The sequence below is a fragment of the Pseudomonas taiwanensis DSM 21245 genome, assembly GCF_000425785.1.
Classification (GTDB): Bacteria; Pseudomonadota; Gammaproteobacteria; order Pseudomonadales; family Pseudomonadaceae; genus Aquipseudomonas; species Aquipseudomonas taiwanensis.
The window spans coordinates 37,735-55,374 of sequence record NZ_KE384450.1; the positions used below are offsets into that span (position 1 = coordinate 37,735).

At 62.5% G+C, this 17,640-nt stretch carries 19 protein-coding genes; 8 read left to right on the forward strand and 11 right to left on the reverse strand.

What is annotated here, in order from left to right; all coding sequences use genetic code 11:
* Nucleotides 1–214: 214 nt before the first annotated feature.
* Nucleotides 215–2,239, forward strand: coding sequence for a DUF4034 domain-containing protein (locus tag H620_RS0119090; RefSeq protein ID WP_027907879.1), 2,025 nt, complete (start codon nt 215–217; stop codon nt 2,237–2,239).
* A gap of 27 nt (nt 2,240–2,266) precedes the next feature.
* Here the strand turns inward: H620_RS0119090 and H620_RS0119095 are convergent, their stop codons facing one another.
* Complete coding sequence (locus tag H620_RS0119095) at nt 2,267–2,530, reverse strand: accessory factor UbiK family protein (protein WP_027907880.1); 264 nt, start codon at nt 2,528–2,530, stop codon at nt 2,267–2,269.
* Nucleotides 2,531–2,998: 468 nt separating this feature from the next.
* Between H620_RS0119095 and glnK the strand changes: the two genes are divergently transcribed.
* From glnK to sutA, 3 genes are all read left to right on the forward strand, one after another.
* A complete protein-coding gene (glnK, locus tag H620_RS0119100; protein WP_002555808.1) occupies nt 2,999–3,337 on the forward strand; it encodes a P-II family nitrogen regulator in 339 nt (112 codons plus the stop codon).
* 47 nt (nt 3,338–3,384) lie between these two features.
* Nucleotides 3,385–4,716 carry an ammonium transporter gene (locus H620_RS0119105; RefSeq protein ID WP_023378103.1) on the forward strand — a complete coding sequence of 444 codons (1,332 nt, stop codon included), beginning with the start codon at nt 3,385–3,387 and terminating at the stop codon, nt 4,714–4,716.
* 432 nt (nt 4,717–5,148) lie between these two features.
* The gene (gene sutA, locus H620_RS0119110; RefSeq protein WP_023378104.1) at nt 5,149–5,481 is read left to right on the forward strand and encodes a transcriptional regulator SutA; all 333 of its coding nucleotides are present in this window, start codon (nt 5,149–5,151) and stop codon (nt 5,479–5,481) included.
* A gap of 78 nt (nt 5,482–5,559) precedes the next feature.
* Here the strand turns inward: sutA and H620_RS0119115 are convergent, their stop codons facing one another.
* From H620_RS0119115 to lptM, 6 genes are read right to left on the reverse strand one after another with little or no spacing between them, the layout of a single operon-like run.
* Nucleotides 5,560–6,255, reverse strand: coding sequence for an HAD family hydrolase (locus H620_RS0119115; protein WP_023378105.1), 696 nt, complete (start codon nt 6,253–6,255; stop codon nt 5,560–5,562).
* Nucleotides 6,252–7,151: a tyrosine recombinase XerC gene (gene xerC, locus H620_RS0119120; RefSeq protein WP_023378106.1), complete on the reverse strand. Its 900-nt coding sequence runs from the start codon at nt 7,149–7,151 to the stop codon at nt 6,252–6,254. Before xerC ends, H620_RS0119115 begins: the two co-directional genes overlap by 4 nt.
* Nucleotides 7,151–7,861, reverse strand: coding sequence for a DUF484 family protein (locus H620_RS0119125; protein ID WP_027907881.1), 711 nt, complete (start codon nt 7,859–7,861; stop codon nt 7,151–7,153). The genes xerC and H620_RS0119125 overlap by 1 nt, the downstream gene beginning before the upstream one ends.
* A gap of 13 nt (nt 7,862–7,874) precedes the next feature.
* Nucleotides 7,875–8,705: a diaminopimelate epimerase gene (gene dapF / locus H620_RS0119130; RefSeq protein ID WP_027907882.1), complete on the reverse strand. Its 831-nt coding sequence runs from the start codon at nt 8,703–8,705 to the stop codon at nt 7,875–7,877.
* A gap of 4 nt (nt 8,706–8,709) precedes the next feature.
* On the reverse strand, nt 8,710–9,957 hold the full coding sequence (gene lysA / locus H620_RS0119135) for a diaminopimelate decarboxylase (RefSeq protein ID WP_023378109.1): 1,248 nt from the start codon (nt 9,955–9,957) through the stop codon (nt 8,710–8,712).
* 9 nt (nt 9,958–9,966) lie between these two features.
* The gene (gene lptM, locus H620_RS25995) at nt 9,967–10,179 is read right to left on the reverse strand and encodes an LPS translocon maturation chaperone LptM (RefSeq protein WP_023378110.1); all 213 of its coding nucleotides are present in this window, start codon (nt 10,177–10,179) and stop codon (nt 9,967–9,969) included.
* Nucleotides 10,180–10,436: 257 nt separating this feature from the next.
* Between lptM and cyaY the strand changes: the two genes are divergently transcribed.
* From cyaY to rnk, 3 genes are all read left to right on the forward strand, one after another.
* Nucleotides 10,437–10,769, forward strand: a complete 333-nt coding sequence (gene cyaY / locus H620_RS0119145; protein ID WP_023378111.1) for an iron donor protein CyaY — start codon at nt 10,437–10,439, stop codon at nt 10,767–10,769.
* Between the two features lies 1 nt (nt 10,770).
* Entirely contained in the window at nt 10,771–10,992 is a 222-nt protein-coding gene (locus H620_RS0119150; protein WP_023378112.1) for a DUF1289 domain-containing protein, read from the forward strand.
* Nucleotides 10,993–11,139: 147 nt separating this feature from the next.
* Complete coding sequence (gene rnk, locus H620_RS0119155) at nt 11,140–11,550, forward strand: nucleoside diphosphate kinase regulator (RefSeq protein WP_023378114.1); 411 nt, start codon at nt 11,140–11,142, stop codon at nt 11,548–11,550.
* A 16-nt stretch (nt 11,551–11,566) separates the two neighbouring features.
* On the opposite strand, the gene H620_RS0119160 is transcribed toward rnk, so the two are convergent.
* From H620_RS0119160 to H620_RS0119170, 3 genes are all read right to left on the reverse strand, one after another.
* Complete coding sequence (locus H620_RS0119160) at nt 11,567–14,431, reverse strand: class I adenylate cyclase (protein ID WP_027907883.1); 2,865 nt, start codon at nt 14,429–14,431, stop codon at nt 11,567–11,569.
* A gap of 144 nt (nt 14,432–14,575) precedes the next feature.
* Nucleotides 14,576–14,821, reverse strand: a complete 246-nt coding sequence (locus tag H620_RS0119165; protein WP_023378117.1) for a TIGR02647 family protein — start codon at nt 14,819–14,821, stop codon at nt 14,576–14,578.
* A gap of 69 nt (nt 14,822–14,890) precedes the next feature.
* Complete coding sequence (locus H620_RS0119170; RefSeq protein ID WP_023378119.1) at nt 14,891–15,193, reverse strand: hypothetical protein; 303 nt, start codon at nt 15,191–15,193, stop codon at nt 14,891–14,893.
* Nucleotides 15,194–15,305: 112 nt separating this feature from the next.
* On the opposite strand from H620_RS0119170, the gene H620_RS0119175 reads away from it, so the two are divergent.
* The gene (locus H620_RS0119175) at nt 15,306–15,968 is read left to right on the forward strand and encodes a glutathione S-transferase (RefSeq protein ID WP_023378120.1); all 663 of its coding nucleotides are present in this window, start codon (nt 15,306–15,308) and stop codon (nt 15,966–15,968) included.
* A 75-nt stretch (nt 15,969–16,043) separates the two neighbouring features.
* On the opposite strand, the gene argH is transcribed toward H620_RS0119175, so the two are convergent.
* Nucleotides 16,044–17,438 (reverse strand): argininosuccinate lyase, encoded by a 1,395-nt coding sequence (gene argH / locus H620_RS0119180; RefSeq protein ID WP_023378121.1) that lies wholly within the window; start codon nt 17,436–17,438, stop codon nt 16,044–16,046.
* Between the last annotated feature and the right edge of the window lie 202 nt (nt 17,439–17,640).

Genomic DNA, 17,640 nt, shown 5'->3' on the forward strand with positions numbered 1-17,640 from the left:
TGAATGCTTTGGGGTTGCGTTGACCCGTCATGACACCTCCTGGGCCTCATCATGTGGGCCTGGAGTCTCCGAAAGTCAGGGCGTTTTAATCCGCAACTTAAGGATCCAATAATTTTGCGCAGGGCTTGCCAATGGCTTAGTGTTCAACGATCACTGACGTTGTCACCGGACGACAACGCGGCTTCGTCAAAATGGACTTACAAGGTAAAGCCCTGTGCAAACGCTCACTCGCACCCGTCAGGACATCCACGAACTGGTGCAGGCCAATGCATTTCCTGAACTCAACGATTACTTAAACGTTCTCGAAGCGCGCTGGTTGCAGGCGTCCCCTGGTGAGTGTCCTGCTTATCTGGAGGCATTCGAATGGCACCTGCAGGCCCGTTCGGGCATCCAGGGTGGCAAGGCTCTCACCCAGTTCCTCAAGGCCTGGATCCAGGCCTGCCCCAATGCCTATCACCCGCGGGTGGCCATGGGTTTTCACTGCCTTGATCGTGCCCGCCATGTACAGGGGGGCGATGGCACCGACGAAGTGAGCGAAGCGCGTTGGCTGGCGGCCGAGCAGGTCTGCGAAATCGGCGCGGTGCACCTGCTGCGGGCCATGGCGCTGTCCAACGTGCCGGTGGCAGCGGCCATCTGCATGCTGCACATGAGCGCGCATTTCCGTGAACCGGGGTGGCTGAACGAGCTTCTACATGGCAAGCCCGCACGCTACAGGCCCAGTGCCCACCCTGACGTGGAGATCCAGGAGGCAGCGGCACCGTTTCTGGTCCGATTTGGCTTCGCACCTTTAGTCGACCTGCCACAGTACCTGCCACCCTGCCTGGCCATGCGGTCTGCGCGCTGGGACGAAAGTGCGCAGCAGTATTGGCTGGGCCATGCTCTGCGCTGGTTTGCCGGCTGCTTCGAGGCGGTCGAGGCATATGCAACCTACCTGCTACCCCGTTGGGGTGGGAGCCTGCAGGCGCTCGAAGATTTGGTCAGCGGCCCGTTTTGCCAAGGTTGGGGGGACGCCCAACGTAACGCCATCCGCGCGCTGCAGTTCGAAGGCGACTTCCGGCTATCGGGCCCCCTGCAGTCTCAGGAGACCGGCCAATGGCAATGTATCTTCGACCACTGGTGGCCGCGTGAACTCAGGCCGAGGGAGCGTGCCATGCTTCTGGCACGACGGGGTACATGGCGCTGGCACACGTCGCGTGACCATGCCGGTGCCATGGACGACTTCGTAGCCTGTGTCGACCTGAGCCCTGACCACTGCTTCGAGCGCGGCGGGGCGCAGTCGTTCTACACCTTCGCCTGCCTGGTCGTGCAGCACGGCATGCAGGACGACAGGCAGTCGCTGCGCATCGCCATCGAGCATCTGTGCGAGAGCCGCATGTTTGCGGCCGCCTGTGCGCTGCGGGCTGTAGGGTGTCAGTTCGGGCTGTGGGGCTTTGTCCGGTCCCTTGAGCAGGCCCGCGAATGGTTGGAGGCCGCTGTAAACCGGCAATCGGAATGCCAAGGGCAGGGCTTCGACATGCAGGAAGTACCGCGTCTGTTATGGGCAGCCCGGTTGTACGAGCCCGCGCGTTTCTTCGACGAGCAATGTGCCGAATGCGGGCTGTCGGACGCTGCCATGCGCCTTCACGATCTGCATCGGGGAGGGCTGGAGGGCACGCCGGAATGCTATCTGGACGCCGGGGCCGCGCAGCGCTGGTTGATGCGTGCGCTGGCCTTGGGCAGCCCGCGGGCTAGCTACGAGGTGGCTTGTCGGCGCATGGCTGATGAGGACCTGAGTGAGCGCGGTGCGATGCTGTCGGTCAAGCGATTGTTGCTCGATGCCATGGGCCACGCGCAGACAGATGCCCATGCGCGGCTGCAACTGGGAAGCTTGTTGCGCCAGTTCGGTGAACCTGTCGAGCGCGAAGAGGCCGTCGGATACTTGCTTGAACTGGTACAGCACGAGGATCCCTGCATCGCCGGGCGTGCCTGCGCGCACATGGGGCTGGCCTGGATGCAGGGACACGGCACACGCAAGCAAAGCCGCTTCGCCGCCATCGAGTGGGTAAGCAGGGCGGCCGTGCTGCAGCCGGACGACCCGGAAGTCGAAGGTATCCGCAGCGCGATACTCAACTCGCACAACGTGTTCAGGACACTGCTCACGTTCTGCGGCGCAACGCTGTTTCGCGGAACGCTTTACCCCAACGAGTTACCGCCTCCGGCATCGACCGCCAGGCGCGAGCGCACGCGCGCCTTGGTGTAGAGCAAGGCCAGCAGGGCTGGCCGGGGGTTATTCCTGGGCGTTAGACGCCATGCGGGCTTCCAGCTCGGCGACCTGCTTTTCCAGGGCCTCCAGGCGAGCACGGGTGCGTGCCAGAACGACCATCTGGCTGTCGAATTCGTCGCGGCTGACCAGGTCCAGCTTGCTGAAAGCGCCTTGCATCAGCACCTTGAACTGGCTTTCCAGTTCGGCGCGGGGTTGGGCAGTGTCGCTGTTGAACAGGCGCGAGGCCTGGTCGCTCAGTGCGTCGAGAAAAGCTTTTGGCGCGAGCATGTTCGGCTTGTCCGGTAATCGTCGAGAAAGAGCGGCAGTGTAGCACGCGGGCGTTTGGCTGCTTCAGGGCGCCGTCGATCGCTGCCGAGCATGACCCAACAGAGGGCGGGGATGAACTGCTTGGGTTGCACGCTTTTTGCGCAGTGTGCGAGGGCTGCGCGCACCGAAATTGTGCATCTTTTTAGTGCTGGCGACTGGCCAATTCCGACTGTTTTACGCAACACGCTGTTTTTTGGCGGTTTATCGGAACTGGCAAGGTTTCTGCAAAGACCACTGCGAGCCATGCACTGATGCAGTTCCTTGTGACCAGGCAGTGCGCACGCGGAGCCGGAAGGTCTTGCGTCACAACCGAAACGTCAGTCGGTTGCAAGAACGAGCCGACGACGCGTTACAAAGCCAACCGCTGCGCTTAGACTTGAGACGGGTTTGTTTTCCTGGGGCAAGTCCACCAAATCGGGAGAGAGTTTCATGAAGCTAGTCACAGCCATCATCAAGCCGTTCAAGCTGGACGACGTGCGCGAGTCGCTGTCGGAAATCGGCGTGCAGGGCATCACCGTCACCGAGGTCAAGGGCTTCGGCCGGCAGAAAGGCCACACCGAGCTGTATCGCGGCGCCGAGTATGTCGTCGACTTCCTGCCCAAGGTGAAGATCGATGTCGCCATCGACGACAAGGACCTTGATCGAGTGATCGAGGCCATCACCAAGGCCGCCAACACCGGCAAGATCGGCGACGGCAAGATCTTCGTTGTGAATCTGGAGCAGGCGATCCGTATCCGTACCGGCGAAACCGATACCGACGCGATCTAAAGCGACAAAAAAAGCCTCACCAAACCCAACGCCCCAGGAGAAAACAAATGACTCTGCGTAAGATCGCAGGGCTAGGAGCCCTATTGTCCCTCGTAATGCCCGGTCTCGCCCTGGCAGAGGAGGCTGCCCCAGTGCTGAACTCCGGCGACACCGCGTGGATGCTGACCGCGACGGCGCTGGTGCTGTTCATGACCATCCCAGGCCTGGCCCTGTTCTACGGTGGCATGGTGCGTTCCAAGAACGTGCTCTCGGTGATGATGCAGTGCTTCGCCATCACCGGCCTGATGAGCATTCTCTGGGTCGTCTACGGCTACAGCATGGCCTTCGATACCACAGGTATGGAAAAGGGCGTGCTCAACTTCAATTCCTTCGTCGGCGGCTTCTCCAAGGCGTTTCTGAGCGGTGTCACGCCCAGCAACCTGACCTCGGCCGCTGCGCTGTTCCCTGAGGCAGTGTTCATCACCTTCCAGATGACCTTCGCCATCATCACCCCGGCGCTGATCGTCGGTGCGTTCGCCGAGCGCATGAAGTTCTCCGCCATGCTGATCTTCATGGGCGTCTGGTTCACCCTGGTCTATGCGCCGATTGCGCACATGGTCTGGAGCGGTGACGGCGCGCTGATGTGGGACTGGGGCGTGCTGGACTTCGCGGGCGGCACCGTGGTGCACATCAACGCCGGTATCGCCGGTCTGGTGGCCTGCCTGGTGTTGGGCAAGCGCAAAGGCTACCCAACCACTCCGATGGCACCGCATAACCTGGGCTACACCCTGATGGGTGCTGCCATGCTGTGGGTCGGTTGGTTCGGCTTCAACGCAGGCTCCGCCGCCGCTGCCAACGGCACTGCCGGCATGGCCATGCTGGTTACCCAGATCGCTACCGCCGCTGCCGCGCTGGGCTGGATGTTTGCCGAATGGATTGGTCACGGTAAGCCGAGCGCCCTGGGCATCGCCTCGGGTGTGGTGGCTGGCCTGGTGGCCATCACCCCTGCCGCCGGCACCGTTGGTCCGATGGGCGCACTGGTGATCGGCCTGGTCGCTGGCGTGGTCTGCTACTTCTGCGCCACCACCCTCAAGCGCAAGCTGGGCTACGACGACTCGCTGGATGCTTTCGGTGTGCACGGTATCGGCGGCATCATCGGTGCACTGCTGACCGGTGTGTTCGCAGCCCCGGCCCTGGGGGGCTTCGGCGCGGTCACCGATATCGGCGCACAGCTCTGGATTCAGGCCAAGGGCGTGATCTTCACCGTGGTCTACACCGCTATCGTCACCTACATCATCCTCAAGGTGCTGGACGTGGTGATGGGCCTGCGGGTCAACGAAGAAGAAGAGTCGGTCGGCCTCGACCTGGCTCAACACAACGAGCGCGGCTACAACCTGTAACCGCGACGCTGGAAAAACTTGCCCGGTTCGCCGGGCATTTTTTTGCCTGAAATTCGTCATTTCCAGCAGTGCAAACGGTTTATCGTTCACGTTCGCGACGTAGGGCGAATACTTACAAGATGCAGGGCATTCATGGTGCTTTGCTTTTTCTGCGAGCGCGCTAGAATGCGCGCCGAAGGGTGTTTGACGAGCAGTCCACACGCTTCGCCAGCCTTTGCTAGGCTTGCCAATAGCGTGTGGCCAGCAGGGTCCGGAAGAATTTGTCAGTCCCTGCCAGGAGTAGGGTCTGTTTGGTACCGCCTCCCATCAGGAGCGGGTGCCACAAGGGCAGTGGCCAACCCACGGCCAGTTGAATTTTCACTGGTGACAGCCGGTCTACGGCTGCGCACTGGTCTATAACTAACCTGCTTTTCGCAAGTCATGAGGTAGAACATGAGCGACGACGATCTGGAAAACGATGACCTCGAAGTAGGCGACGAAGACGAGGGTGATGAGGGCCTCGAAGCTGCGGCTGACGATGGCGCCGAAGATGCTGGCGATGACGACAGCAGCCCGGCACCCACTGCCAAGGGCAAATCCTCCAAGTCGGCTGTCTCGGTAGACGAGATGCCGAGCATGGAAGCCAAGCAGAAGGAACGTGACGCCCTGGCCAAGGCCATGGAAGAGTTCCTGGCCCGTGGTGGCAAGGTTCAAGAGGTCGAGGCCAACGTGGTCGCCGATCCACCCAAGAAGCCGGACAACAAGTACGGCAGCCGCCCTATCTGAGTGGCTGACGCAAAAAAGCCCGCCGTCGCTGCGGGCTTTTTTGTGGGCCGTGGTCAGGCCTGAAGGCGCGGGCGAGCGTCAGCGCCAGCGCGCGATCACGTCGGGCAACTGCGACAGTCGTTGAATTTCGGCATCCGGTGCGTTTTCTCCGGCCCAGGTCTTGCCCTGCGGGTTGAACCACACAGCGCGCAATCCAGCACGCTGAGCCCCGGCAATGTCATCGCCTGGGTGGTCACCGATATGCACCGCCGCGCTCGCGTCAACCTCGCCACGGCGCAGCGCTTCCACGAACGGTGCGGGGTCCGGCTTGCCGATGCCAAGGTCTTCGGCGCACAGGGCAAACTTGAAGTAGTCCGCCAGCCCCAGGCGGCTCACGTCGGCATTGCCGTTGGTCACCACTCCCAGGGTGTAGTGGTGACGCAGGATTTCCAGCACGGGCTGCACCTCGGGGAAAACCTCGACCTGGTGCCGCGCGTGCAGGAACACTTCGAACCCTTCGTTTGCCAGCTCCTGGGCGTGCTTTTCGCTGTAGCCGACTTCTTCAAGGGCATGGAACAGTACGCGCCGACGCAACGCGCTGATGCGGTGCTTGAGGCCTGGTTCGGCCGCCACCAGCCGCTCACGGATGGCGAACAGGTGTTCTACAGGCACACCGCCGAGGATTGGGGCATTGGCTTCGAGCCAGTCGCGCAGGACCACCTCCGCGCTGGCGATCACCGGCGCGGTGTCCCACAGAGTATCGTCAAGGTCGAAGGTGATCAGCTTGATGCTCATGAGTCTGTGCCTGTGCTGCGTTTGGCCCGAGGGTGGGCGCTGTCGTAGACCGCGGCCAGGTGCTGGAAGTCCAGGTGGGTGTAGATCTGCGTGGTGCTGATGTCGGCATGGCCGAGCATCTCCTGCACCGCGCGCAGGTCCTGGGACGACTCCAGCACATGGCTTGCGAAAGAATGGCGAAGCATGTGCGGATGCAGGTGTTGGCCAAGCTCGCGCTCGCCAGCGGCTTTTACCCGCATCTGGATGGCTCGTGGGCTCAGGCGGTTACCTTGACGCGTGATGAACACCGCGCCGTCGCGAGGGTTGCCGATGCCGCGCAGTCGATACCATTCCTGCAAGGCCTCACGGGCCTTGCGGCCTACCGGCAGTACGCGCGCCTTGCCGCCCTTGCCGAGCACTTGCACTAGGCCGGCGGCCAGGTCGAGGTGTCCGAGGTCGAGGTTGGTCAGCTCGGACAGGCGCAGGCCAGAGGAATAGAACAGCTCGAGAATGGCCTGGTCGCGGCGGGCGATGAAGTCATTGTCCACGCCTCCTTCCAGCAACTGCAGGGCGCGGTCGGTGTCCAGTACCTTGGGCAGGCGTCGCTCGGTCTTGGGCGGTGCCAGGCCGTTGGCGGGATCGTGCTGGCACAGGCCTTCACGGACCAGATAGCGATACAGTCCGCGCACCGCTGAAAGCAAGCGCGCCAGGCTGCGTGAGGATTGGCCATCGTGATGCAGGCGTGCGATCAGCTGTCGAAGCTGCTGGATCTGTAGTTCATTCCAGCTGGCGATGCCTTGGTTCTTGCAGTATTGGATGACCTTGGCGAGGTCGCGGCGATAGCCCAGCAGGGTGTGGTCGGACACTTGGCGCTCGTTGCGCAGGTACGCGCAATAAGCCTCCAGCTGGCGCTCCATCAGCGCACCGGGCGCAGGGTCTGGGTGACACGGGGAACCACGCGGCCAAGCACCTCAGCGATGTAGCCGAGGAACAGCGTACCGACACTACTCTTGTAGTGTTGCGGGTCACGGCTGCCGATTGCCAGGACCCCATGCAGCCCCTGGTATTCAAGGGCGGCCACGGCGCTGGAGCCGACTTCGTGACGCTGCTCCTCACCGAACAGAAAGGCCAGTTCGTGTTCGCGCAGGTTGCCGCTGACGGTCTTGCCACCGCCCAGCAGCCCGCCAATGGCCTGCTGGGCCTCGGCATTGCTGACCCAGCGTCCGACTGGGGCGACGTTTTCCCCGAACAGGATCAGGCTCACGAAGGGCACCTGGAATTCCTGGCGCAGGCTGTCTTCGACGGCCATCACCACTTCTTCGAGGCTGGCGGCATCCAGCAAGTCGAGGATCAGCCGACGGGTCTTGTCGAACAGTCGGTCGTTGTCCCGTGCCACGTCCATCAGTTGCGACAGGCGATGGCGCATCTCGATGTTGCGGTCGCGCAGCAGCTTGAGCTGACGCTCTACCAGCGACACGCTGTCGCCACGCTGATGCGGAATGCGCTGCTCCATCAGCAACTCATCGTGCTCGGCGAAGAAGGTCGGGTGGGCGCGCAAATACGTGACCACCGCTTCGGCATCGAGCTCGCTGGGTTGCTGGGGTACAACGTTAGGCTGTTCGGTCATGGCGGTTACTCGTTTAGAGACGAACCTGTCCTTCGTAGACACGCACGGCGGGGCCGGTCATCAACACAGGCTTGCCGGGGCCGGCCCATTCGATGTTCAGGCGTCCACCAGGCAGGTCGAGGGTGATCGGAGAATCCATCCACCCCTGACTGATTGCAGCGACCGCCGCAGCGCAAGCACCGGTGCCGCAGGCCTGGGTTTCCCCCGCGCCGCGCTCCCACACTCGCAGGTTGGCACGATGACGGTCGATGACCTGGAGGAACCCGGCATTGACCCGTTGTGGGAAGCGAGGATGATTTTCGATCTTCGGCCCCAGCTCATGCACCGGTGCCGTTTGTACGTCATCGACACGCAGCACCGCATGGGGGTTACCCATGGAGAGGGCGGCAATCGAATAATCGCGGCCGTCGACCTCCAGCGAGTAGCTCAGCGCCTGTTGCTCGGCGATGAAGGGAATCTCGGCCGGGATGAACCGTGGCGGGCCCATGTCGACGCATACCTGGCCATCGTTCTGCACGTCCAGCTCGATGATCCCGCCTTTGGTTTCGACGCGGATGCGCTTCTTCGCAGTCAGGCGCTTGTCCAGCACGAAGCGGGCGAAGCAGCGCGCGCCGTTGCCACACTGTTCAACCTCGGACCCGTCAGCGTTGAAGATGCGGTAACGGAAATCCACTTCCGGATTGTTCGGCGCCTCGACGATCAGCAACTGGTCGAAACCGATGCCGGTATGGCGGTCACCCCATTGCTTGGCGTGCTTAGGCTGGATGTGGGCGTGCTGGCTGACCAGGTCCAGGACCATGAAGTCGTTGCCCAGCCCATGCATCTTGGTAAAACGCAGCAGCATGGGCTCACTCCGGCAGCAGGCTTTCGCCAGCGTACAGTTCGGCGATGGTCTCGCGGCGGCGGACTTCGAAAGCCTGATCGCCGTCGACCAGGATTTCCGCGCAACGGCCACGGGTGTTGTAGTTCGAGCTCATGACGAAACCATAGGCGCCCGCGGACTGAACGGCCAGCAGGTCGCCCTCGGCCAGGTTCAGCTCACGGTCCTTGGCCAGGAAGTCGCCGGTTTCGCAGATCGGCCCGACCAGGTCATAGGCCCGGCCTTTGCCCTCGCGTGGCTTGACCGCGCTGACACCCATCCAGGCCTGGTACAGGGCGGGGCGGATCAGGTCGTTCATCGCCGCATCGATGATGGCGAAGTCCTTGTGTTCGGTGTGCTTGAGATATTCCACGCGGGTCAGCAGGACACCTGCGTTGGCCACGATGTAGCGGCCCGGCTCGAACACCAATGCCAGGTCGCGGTCGCCCACGCGCTCACGGATGGCTTTGATGTAGTCGGCCACCCGCGGTGGCTCTTCGTCACGGTAACGCACGCCAACACCGCCGCCCAGGTCCAGATGGCGCAGGTGGATACCACACTCGGCAAGGCGGTCGACCAGCACCAGCAGGCGGTCGAGGGCATCGAGGAACGGGTCGACGGTGGTCAGCTGCGAACCGATATGGCAGTCGACGCCGACCACTTCCAGGTTCGGTAACTGCGCGGCGCGCACGTAGATGGCTTCGGCATCGGCAATGGCGATGCCGAACTTGTTCTCTTTGAGGCCGGTGGAGATGTACGGGTGGGTACCGGCATCGACGTCCGGGTTGACCCGCAGCGAGACCGGGGCGACCTTGCCCATCTCGGCGGCCACCACTTGCAGGCGTTCGAGTTCGTCGGTGGATTCGACGTTGAAGCAGTGCACGCCGACTTCCAGTGCCCGGCGCATGTCTTCGCGGGTCTTGCCGACGCCAGAGAACACCACGCGATCGGCGCGGCCGCCCGCGGCCAGCACACGCTCCAGCTCACCGCCGGAAACGATGTCGAAGCCCGCGCCCAGGCGCGCCAGGACGTTCAGTACGCCCAGGTTGGAGTTGGCCTTGACCGCGAAGCACACCAGGTGCTCGACGCCTTGCAGGGCATCGGTGTAGCTGCGGTACTGAGCCTCGATATGGGCGCGCGAGTACACGTAGGTAGGGGTGCCGAAACGTTCGGCAATGGCCGACAGGGCCACGCCCTCCGCGAACAGTTCACCGTCGCGGTAGTTGAAAGCGTTCATCTGATTTCCTTACTGCTCTGGCGTCTGCTCGGGCTCGATTGGCTGCTCTGGCTGCTGCTCTTGCATTGGCGCAGGTTGAGCGTGCTGGTGCTGATGCGATTTGTGGCTGCCTTTGCCGTCCTTGCCTTCTTCAGGCAGGTACAGAGGGCCTTTCTGACCGCAGGCCGAAACGAGGCAGGCAACAGCGACCAGCGCCGCAAGTGAGGAAATCAGGCGCTTCATGGGTGAAATCCTTTGAAATAAGCAGTATTGCGACCGAGTATACCGAGCGACCAGCGGATTGCCTATGCAAGAGCCGGTCCGTCGGGCGGGCTATCCTTGTGTGCTGCCGGTGCCGGAAATCGCCTTGCGCAGGCACTGTAGGAGCCGGCTTGCCGGCGATGAGGCCAATGAAGGCCACGGCAAACCTTTGCATTCAACGGCAAGCGCCCGTATCTTGCCCGCCTTGCCTGTAAGCAGCCAATTTCGAGGTTCCTGCAATGAGTTTGAGCGAAGCGCGTTTCCATGATCTGGTCGACGCGACCCAACAGGCCCTGGAAGACCTGTTCGACGAGAGCGACCTGGACTTGGACATGGAGAATTCCGCAGGGGTGCTGACCATCAAGTTCGACAACGGCAGCCAGCTGATCTTCAGCCGCCAGGAGCCGCTGCGCCAATTGTGGCTGGCCGACCGTTCCGGTGGGTTCCACTTCGATTATGACGAAGAGAGCGGCAAGTGGGTCTGCGAGAAAAGCGAAGAGCTGCTCGGCGAGATGCTCGAGCGCATTGTCTGGGAACGGGCCGGCGAGAAGCTGGACTTCGACGAGATCTGACATGAGCGCCCAGGTGCGGCCGCCCAAGCCGCTGTACAGCAATGTCAGTCCCGCAGTGCCGTCGCCATGCATCAGCGTTTGCCGACTGGATGAGCACAAGGTTTGTACCGGCTGCCACCGCCATGTCGAGCACATCCGTGAATGGCGCTCGGCGGACGACGAACGGCGCCGGCAGATCTGCCGCGAGGCCCAGGCGCTGCGCGAGCAGGCACAGGCACATTGACCCCACGGGGTTGAGTATTTGCCCGTCTGTGGTAGTGTCGGGGTCTGCGTCGGTGACGCCAAAGCATCCACAAACCCCGCCCTTGGGCGGGGTTTTGCTTTATCTGTCCGATGAAAACAGCCTGTTCACAAGGAGCCTGACTGGATCATGAGCACCAAGCCTTCCCTCATCCTCACCCGATTGGACGTACAGCGTCTCGAGCGCCTGATCGACAGCCTCGACGAAAGTACCCCGGGTGTGCTCGCCCTCCAGGGCGAGCTGGACCGCGCCGAGCAGGTGGTCGGTCATGAGGAAGTGCCAGCCGGCGTGGTGACCATGAACTCCCGCGTGCATTGCCGCGAGGAGGCCAGCGGCAAGGACTACCACCTGACCCTAGTGTACCCGAAGGATGCCGGTGCTGACGGCAAGGTCTCGATCCTGGCGCCCATTGGCTGTGCGCTGTTGGGCCTGTCGGTGGGTGAGCAGATCGACTGGCCGGCGCCGGGTGGCAAGACCCTCAAACTGAAGCTGCTGGCAGTCGAGTACCAGCCGGAAGCTGCGGGCGACTTCGACCTCTGACGTTCATCGCGGCCGTTCAGGGCTCCAGGGCCGCCTGTAACTGTGCCAGGCCCTCGTTAAGCGACTGTTCCAGTTGGCGCTTGTAGCGCAAGTAGAGAATGGTCGACCCTAGTTCGTCGCCGAGCAGCTCCGAGAGGTCCAGGTCGGTGATGTAGCACCGGTACTGCCCGGCGCTACGACGCTGGCCGAGAATCTGTCGGGCGACCACGGCATACAGCTCATCGCCGTGGTCCAACTCGGAAAATTCCAACTGGTCGCAATAGAGCGTCACATGCACGTCGTTGTCAGTGCCTGCCTGAAGAATGGCCTGGACTTCGTAGCAAGGCTGATCGAGGCCTTCGTTCGGTGCGGGTCGTGGCTCGATGCCGCGTGCCTTGCCAGGCCCGGACGGCAACAGCTGCGCATAGTGGATTTGCAGCGGCACTTGCCTTGAGTAATCCAGGGGTAAGCGGGCATCACGGCGCATCACCACCGAACGCAGAAAACGCTGCAAGGGCAGCAATAGATGACGCTCGTCCTGCAGCGGCAGGCGTTGCTGCCACAGGGCGTTGTACTCGTCGAGCACATACAGGTCAGCCCAGCCATCGAACAATCGGTAGAACACCTGGATGCAGTCGGGGCGGCCTTGCTCGAGCACCAGTGGCAGATCGTGGTCCTGCAGGGCATTGGCGTCCAGGTACAGTGGGCTGTAAGCGCTGCGTTCCTCGCCCAGGTAATCGAGCACGGCCTCCTGGCTATCCAGCGTGACCAGGGCGACTTGGCCGGGTTGCAACTCCAGGGCATGCGTATGCTGTGCTACTTGCAGCAGGTAGCGATGGTTCTGGCCTTGATCGAGCAGCAGTTGCACCGTGTCGAAAATCTCTTCGACCCGCTGGCTGATGGCCTGGGCGCGGTTGTGGCAGAAACAGCGCACCCGCACCCGTGGTCGATGGCTGCGCTGGCCGAGTGTGTTGAGGAAGTCGCGTAGGCAACGCAGCAGCGCATGCTCGCCGTCGTAACGCTGCACCAGCACTTCGTTCCAGCTATTGAGGGTGATTTGGTCAACGGTCAGCACCAGGTTCTCGCGCACCCCGGCGTAGCTCAACGAGTCGGTGCGCTCGGTGGTCATCAGGATGTTCAGGTCACGGTGATGGCGCAGCGGGTCGACCCCGACGTTGACCAGCAGCAGAATTTCATCGGCAACGCTGGGTTGCAGCAGGCGCACCTCGCTGACACTGCCCAACGGCAGGGGGAGGCTCTGCTGCAGGCTGCCCAGCAGGTTGAACAGCTCGAATTCCGTCAGGTCGCTGACCCCAGGGTGCAGCGCCAGGCGCGTGCTGCTGTCGATGACGCCGTTGCGGTGGGCCCAGGTCAGCAGTTCGAGCAATTCGCGGCAGCGCTTGATCGGGCTGAAGTGTTCCCACTCGTGCACACCGAGATTGCCGTTGTACAGGCCCCAATGGTGGCTGCCAGGCTCCTTGCGATTGGGCGACTGGACCAGCGTCAGGGTGTCCTCGGCCAGGTCCGGGGCAATGCCGGGGTTGATTACCTCGATCTTGCCCGCCCGGCGCTCGAAGGCGGCATACAGGCGTCGGCCGAGCACGTTGAGGTCGCGCTGGTCAGCGCGGCTGCTGGCATTCTGGTTGTGTGCGAACTGGCTGAGGAAGCGGTAACTGTGGTTGAGTTCGGCAACCAGTTCGCGGCGTTCGAGGGCGACCTGGCGCACTTTCCACTGGCTACGGCTGTCGAGCATGGCCAGTTGTCGTTCGTCCCAACCCCACTCATCGGTCAGGCGCTGCAATAGCCGACGCTGCCAGCCACTGTTGCGTGAGCGGTCAAGTGTGCTGATTTTCTTGTTTACCTTCAGGTAGAGGCTGCGCCGCACCAGTTCGAGGCGGGCGGTTTCTCCCCGTTGCAGCAGATAACGCTCGATTCGCCGGTACACCATCACGTAGGGGTCCAGTTCATCGAGGTTGAGCTGATTGGCGAAGACAGATTGCTTGTAGTCCAGGCTCAGGCAGCGCCCGCTCGGGTGTTCACTGGCATAGACCTCGGTCAGCAGTAACTTGAGCAAGGATTTGTAGGGTGAGTCGATCCCCTTGAACAGCTGCCACAGGCCGGCGCCGACAAACTCACCGGGCGGAATGTGCGCCAGGTTGCCCAGGTCCAGGGCATCGGTGCTACGAATGAATCGCTTGGACAACAAGGTTTCGGTGTAGCCGCGATAGTTGTGTTCCTCATACACGGGCACGAGCCACCACAGCGGCGTACGTCCGGCCAACCAGATAGCGGTGCGGTAAAATTCATCGAGCAGCAAAAAATGCTGGGTGGTACCGCAATCGTCCGAGCTGAGCTGGCTGTCTCGCTGGCCCTGGGCGAAACCTTGCGGGTCGATCAGGAAGAAGTGCGCTTCGGCGCCCTGGCTGTCGGCCCAGGTTTCGAGCAACTGGCATTTGCGCCGCAGCTCCTGGAGCTGATGGTCGTTCAGGCCTGGTGCATGGCACACCCAGAGGTCCATGTCGCTCTGTTCGGCCTGGGCCAGGGAACCCAGGCTCCCCATCAGGAACAGGCCATGAATCGGCCGATGCGGGTTGCCCAGGCGCGTCTTGTACGAGAACGAGCGGGCCAGTCGTTGGCCCTCGGCGACCAGTTCTGCATCGGGCTCGAAGCCCGAGACACCGGCCGGTGTGCTGCCGGAGACATAACCGGGCAGCAACGGATGGTTGACGTGAAACAACAGCGGCAGAAGGGTCAGCACCTGTTGCTGGCGCGTCGAAAGCCCGTCCTTGGCGCGCTGCAGCCTGCCTTCGTTGACCTGCAGGAACCGCGCACGCAATTTCGCCAGCACCTTGCGGTCGATGCCTTCGTCCAGGTCGGGGCGGATTTCGTGGGGGTGGTTCATTCAGCGCTCAGAGCAGGCCAGGGTAGCTGCGGCGAGTTTAGCCTGAGTATCGCAGTCGGATAAGTCGAAAAGCGCAAAATTTGACGCCATTTTGCCAGCGCATGGGCCCCCACCAGCGGCGCGCCGCTGATGGGGCCCATGCCATCAGGCCGGTTGCGCAGTCTTGAGGATGGTCAGCAGCTGCTGGACACTCTGGGCGGCATCGAGCCCCAGGCTAGTCAGGTAGCCGCCGTCAGGCTGGTCGGTCAGTTGTTTGTCGAACAGCCGCTTGGCTGCCGCGACAAGGGCGGGCGACGCGTTGCTGTGGACCTTGATGCCTTCCTGATGGCTGTCCAGGTTGAACAGGGCGAGGACTTCCAATTCGGCGATCAGTTCGGGGGTGAAGGACATGGCGACTCCTGACTTCCAGACGAGGATGGCGGCACCGGCAGCGGTGCCTGATCCTGGAGTGTAGTCGGCTTATTCGTCGTCGCCTTGATACGCCTCAGGGGGAAGCTCCGGCAACGCGCGCAAGGCTGTTTCGTACCACTCACCGTCGAACGGACGGTCTTCATCGAGCATGTTGTCGATTTCAATGGCCAGCACATGGGCCATGAGGTTGAGGATGTCTTCGCGCGCGTAACCCACCAGGGTCAGCTTGTTGAACGTGGCCTTGGCAGCGGGCGGCTCGCCGCTTTCGATCTGGTTCTCGATAGCCTGGGTCAGCGTCGCTTCGGCGAACGCTTCTTCGTCGTCATTGTCGATGTCGGTGGGCTCGCTCATGGCGGTACTCCTGTAGTGGGGCGTACAGTTTGCCACGCCTTGGCTGGTCATGCCTGGCTGTTCAGTCTATAAAAGCCGGGCCAACCCCACACGGCCTGGAGGCTGTCAACCAATGCTCAAGCTTCATGGATTCTCGGTCAGCAACTACTACAACATGGTCAAGCTGGCGCTGCTGGAGAAAGAAATCCCCTTCGAAGAGGTGCCGTTCTTCGGCGGCCAGCTGCCCAATGCCTTGGCCATCAGCCCGCGTGGCAAGGTGCCGGTGCTGGAGACTGAGCACGGTTTCCTGAGCGAAACCAGCGTCATCCTGGACTACATCGAGCAGACGCAGGGCGGTAAGCCATTGCTGCCTGCCGATGCGTTTGCCCAGGCCAAGGTGCGTGAGCTGCTCAAGGAAATCGAGCTGTATATAGAGTTGCCCGCGCGTACCTGCTATGCCGAGTCGTTCTTCGGTATGGCGGTCGAGCCATTGATCAAGGAGCGTGCGCGCGCCGATCTGCTGGCGGGGTTCGCCACACTCAAGCGCAACGGGCGTTTCGCGCCCTATGTCGCGGGCGAGCAGATGACCATCGCCGACCTGATGTTCTGCTTCTCGGTGGACCTGGCTTGTGCCGTGGGCAAGAAGGTGCTGGGCATCGACTTCCTGGCGGACTTCCCGCAGGCGAAGGCGTTGCTGGGTCAAATGAATGAGAACCCGCACATGGCGCGGATCGTGGCGGACAAGGAGGCGGCGATGCCGGCGTTCAGGGAGATGGTGCGCAGCGGTAAGCGCTGAAAGCAATCGCCGGCAAGCCGGCTTCTACAGGTCGCACATCCACTGTAGGAGCCGGCTTGCCAGCGATCGAGTGCCTTAGCGCGAAGCCAGCAGGGCCTTGCCGCGCGCCACCGCAGCACGCACCTGGGCAGGTGCGGTGCCGCCAATGTGGTTACGGGCATTCACCGACCCTTCCAGGGTCAACACGGCGAACACGTCCTGTTCGATCTGGTCGCTGAACTGGCGCAGTTCGTCCAGGCTCATCTCGGCCAGGTCCTTGCCAGTGTCGACGCCGTACTTCACGGCATGGCCCACGATTTCGTGGCAATCACGGAACGGCAAGCCGCGGCGTACCAGGTAGTCCGCCAGGTCGGTCGCGGTGGAGAAGCCGCGCAGCGCCGCCTCGCGCATGATGGCATGGCGTGGCTTGATGGCCGGGATCATGTCGGCGAAGGCACGCAGCGAGTCGCGCAGGGTGTCGGCAGCGTCGAACAGCGGCTCTTTGTCTTCCTGGTTGTCCTTGTTGTAGGCCAGCGGCTGGCCTTTCATCAGGGTCAGCAGGCCGGTCAGGGCGCCGAACACACGGCCGCTCTTGCCGCGCACCAGTTCCGGCACGTCCGGGTTCTTCTTCTGCGGCATGATCGAGCTGCCGGTGCAGAAACGATCGGGCAGGTCGATGAACTGGAACTGGGCGCTGGTCCATAGCACCAGCTCCTCGGAGAAGCGCGACAGGTGCATCATGGCCAGGCTGGCGGCGGCGCAGAACTCAATGGCGAAGTCGCGGTCCGAGACGCCGTCCAGCGAGTTGCCGGCCACGGCCTCGAAGCCCAGCAGCTTGCAGGTCAGTTCGCGGTCGATCGGGTAGGTGGTGCCGGCCAGCGCCGCGCTGCCCAGGGGCATGCGGTTGGTGCGCTTGCGGCAGTCGACCAGACGCTCGTAGTCGCGGCTGAGCATTTCGAACCAGGCCAGCAGGTGGTGGCCGAAGGTAACGGGCTGGGCCGTCTGCAGATGAGTGAAGCCGGGCATGATGGTTTCGGCTTCGCGCTCGGCCTGCTCCAGCAAGCCCTGCTGCAGGCGGGTGATCTCGGCCAGGATCAGGTCGATCTCGTCGCGCAGCCACAGGCGAATGTCGGTGGCGACCTGGTCGTTGCGGCTACGGCCGGTGTGCAACTTCTTGCCGGTGATGCCAATACGATCGGTCAGGCGAGCTTCGATGTTCATGTGCACGTCTTCCAGGTCGACGCGCCAGTCGAAGTTGCCGGCCTCGATTTCAGCCTGGATGGTTTTCAGGCCATCGACGATGGCATCGCGCTCGGCATCGGTGAGGACGCCGACCTGCGCCAGCATGGTGGCGTGGGCGATCGAACCCATGATGTCGTGGCGGTACAGGCGCTTGTCGAAATCGACCGAGGCGGTGAAACGGGCGACGAAGGCGTCGACGGGCTCACTGAAGCGGCCGCCCCAGGACTGATTGGTCTTGTCGGTGCTCATGGATTCACTCATTGAAGGCGTGAACGAAAAAAGTGGCGCCGATGATAACAGGGTTGGGCTGGCCGCCGTAGGACGCCGGTCGAGAGAAATATCGAGAAAATACCCGCAGGCGGGGAGGCCAGCGATATTTGACGATTGAACGGCAGTGTTCCACGGACCGTCTACAGTTGGACAAAGGACTGGCAACGAATATGCCGGCCTA

What these genes read in the sequence shown, in the direction of transcription:
- H620_RS0119095 (WP_027907880.1), bottom strand. Translation starts at nt 2,530, where the DNA reads ATGCTCGCGCCAAAAGCTTTTCTCGACGCACTGAGCGACCAGGCCTCG.
- glnK (WP_002555808.1), top strand. Translation starts at nt 2,999, where the DNA reads ATGAAGCTAGTCACAGCCATCATCAAGCCGTTCAAGCTGGACGACGTG.
- H620_RS0119105 (WP_023378103.1), top strand. Translation starts at nt 3,385, where the DNA reads ATGACTCTGCGTAAGATCGCAGGGCTAGGAGCCCTATTGTCCCTCGTA.
- sutA (WP_023378104.1), top strand. Translation starts at nt 5,149, where the DNA reads ATGAGCGACGACGATCTGGAAAACGATGACCTCGAAGTAGGCGACGAA.
- H620_RS0119115 (WP_023378105.1), bottom strand. Translation starts at nt 6,255, where the DNA reads ATGAGCATCAAGCTGATCACCTTCGACCTTGACGATACTCTGTGGGAC.
- xerC (WP_023378106.1), bottom strand. Translation starts at nt 7,151, where the DNA reads ATGGAGCGCCAGCTGGAGGCTTATTGCGCGTACCTGCGCAACGAGCGC.
- H620_RS0119125 (WP_027907881.1), bottom strand. Translation starts at nt 7,861, where the DNA reads ATGACCGAACAGCCTAACGTTGTACCCCAGCAACCCAGCGAGCTCGAT.
- dapF (WP_027907882.1), bottom strand. Translation starts at nt 8,705, where the DNA reads ATGCTGCTGCGTTTTACCAAGATGCATGGGCTGGGCAACGACTTCATG.
- lysA (WP_023378109.1), bottom strand. Translation starts at nt 9,957, where the DNA reads ATGAACGCTTTCAACTACCGCGACGGTGAACTGTTCGCGGAGGGCGTG.
- lptM (WP_023378110.1), bottom strand. Translation starts at nt 10,179, where the DNA reads ATGAAGCGCCTGATTTCCTCACTTGCGGCGCTGGTCGCTGTTGCCTGC.
- cyaY (WP_023378111.1), top strand. Translation starts at nt 10,437, where the DNA reads ATGAGTTTGAGCGAAGCGCGTTTCCATGATCTGGTCGACGCGACCCAA.
- H620_RS0119150 (WP_023378112.1), top strand. Translation starts at nt 10,771, where the DNA reads ATGAGCGCCCAGGTGCGGCCGCCCAAGCCGCTGTACAGCAATGTCAGT.
- rnk (WP_023378114.1), top strand. Translation starts at nt 11,140, where the DNA reads ATGAGCACCAAGCCTTCCCTCATCCTCACCCGATTGGACGTACAGCGT.
- H620_RS0119160 (WP_027907883.1), bottom strand. Translation starts at nt 14,431, where the DNA reads ATGAACCACCCCCACGAAATCCGCCCCGACCTGGACGAAGGCATCGAC.
- H620_RS0119165 (WP_023378117.1), bottom strand. Translation starts at nt 14,821, where the DNA reads ATGTCCTTCACCCCCGAACTGATCGCCGAATTGGAAGTCCTCGCCCTG.
- H620_RS0119170 (WP_023378119.1), bottom strand. Translation starts at nt 15,193, where the DNA reads ATGAGCGAGCCCACCGACATCGACAATGACGACGAAGAAGCGTTCGCC.
- H620_RS0119175 (WP_023378120.1), top strand. Translation starts at nt 15,306, where the DNA reads ATGCTCAAGCTTCATGGATTCTCGGTCAGCAACTACTACAACATGGTC.
- argH (WP_023378121.1), bottom strand. Translation starts at nt 17,438, where the DNA reads ATGAGCACCGACAAGACCAATCAGTCCTGGGGCGGCCGCTTCAGTGAG.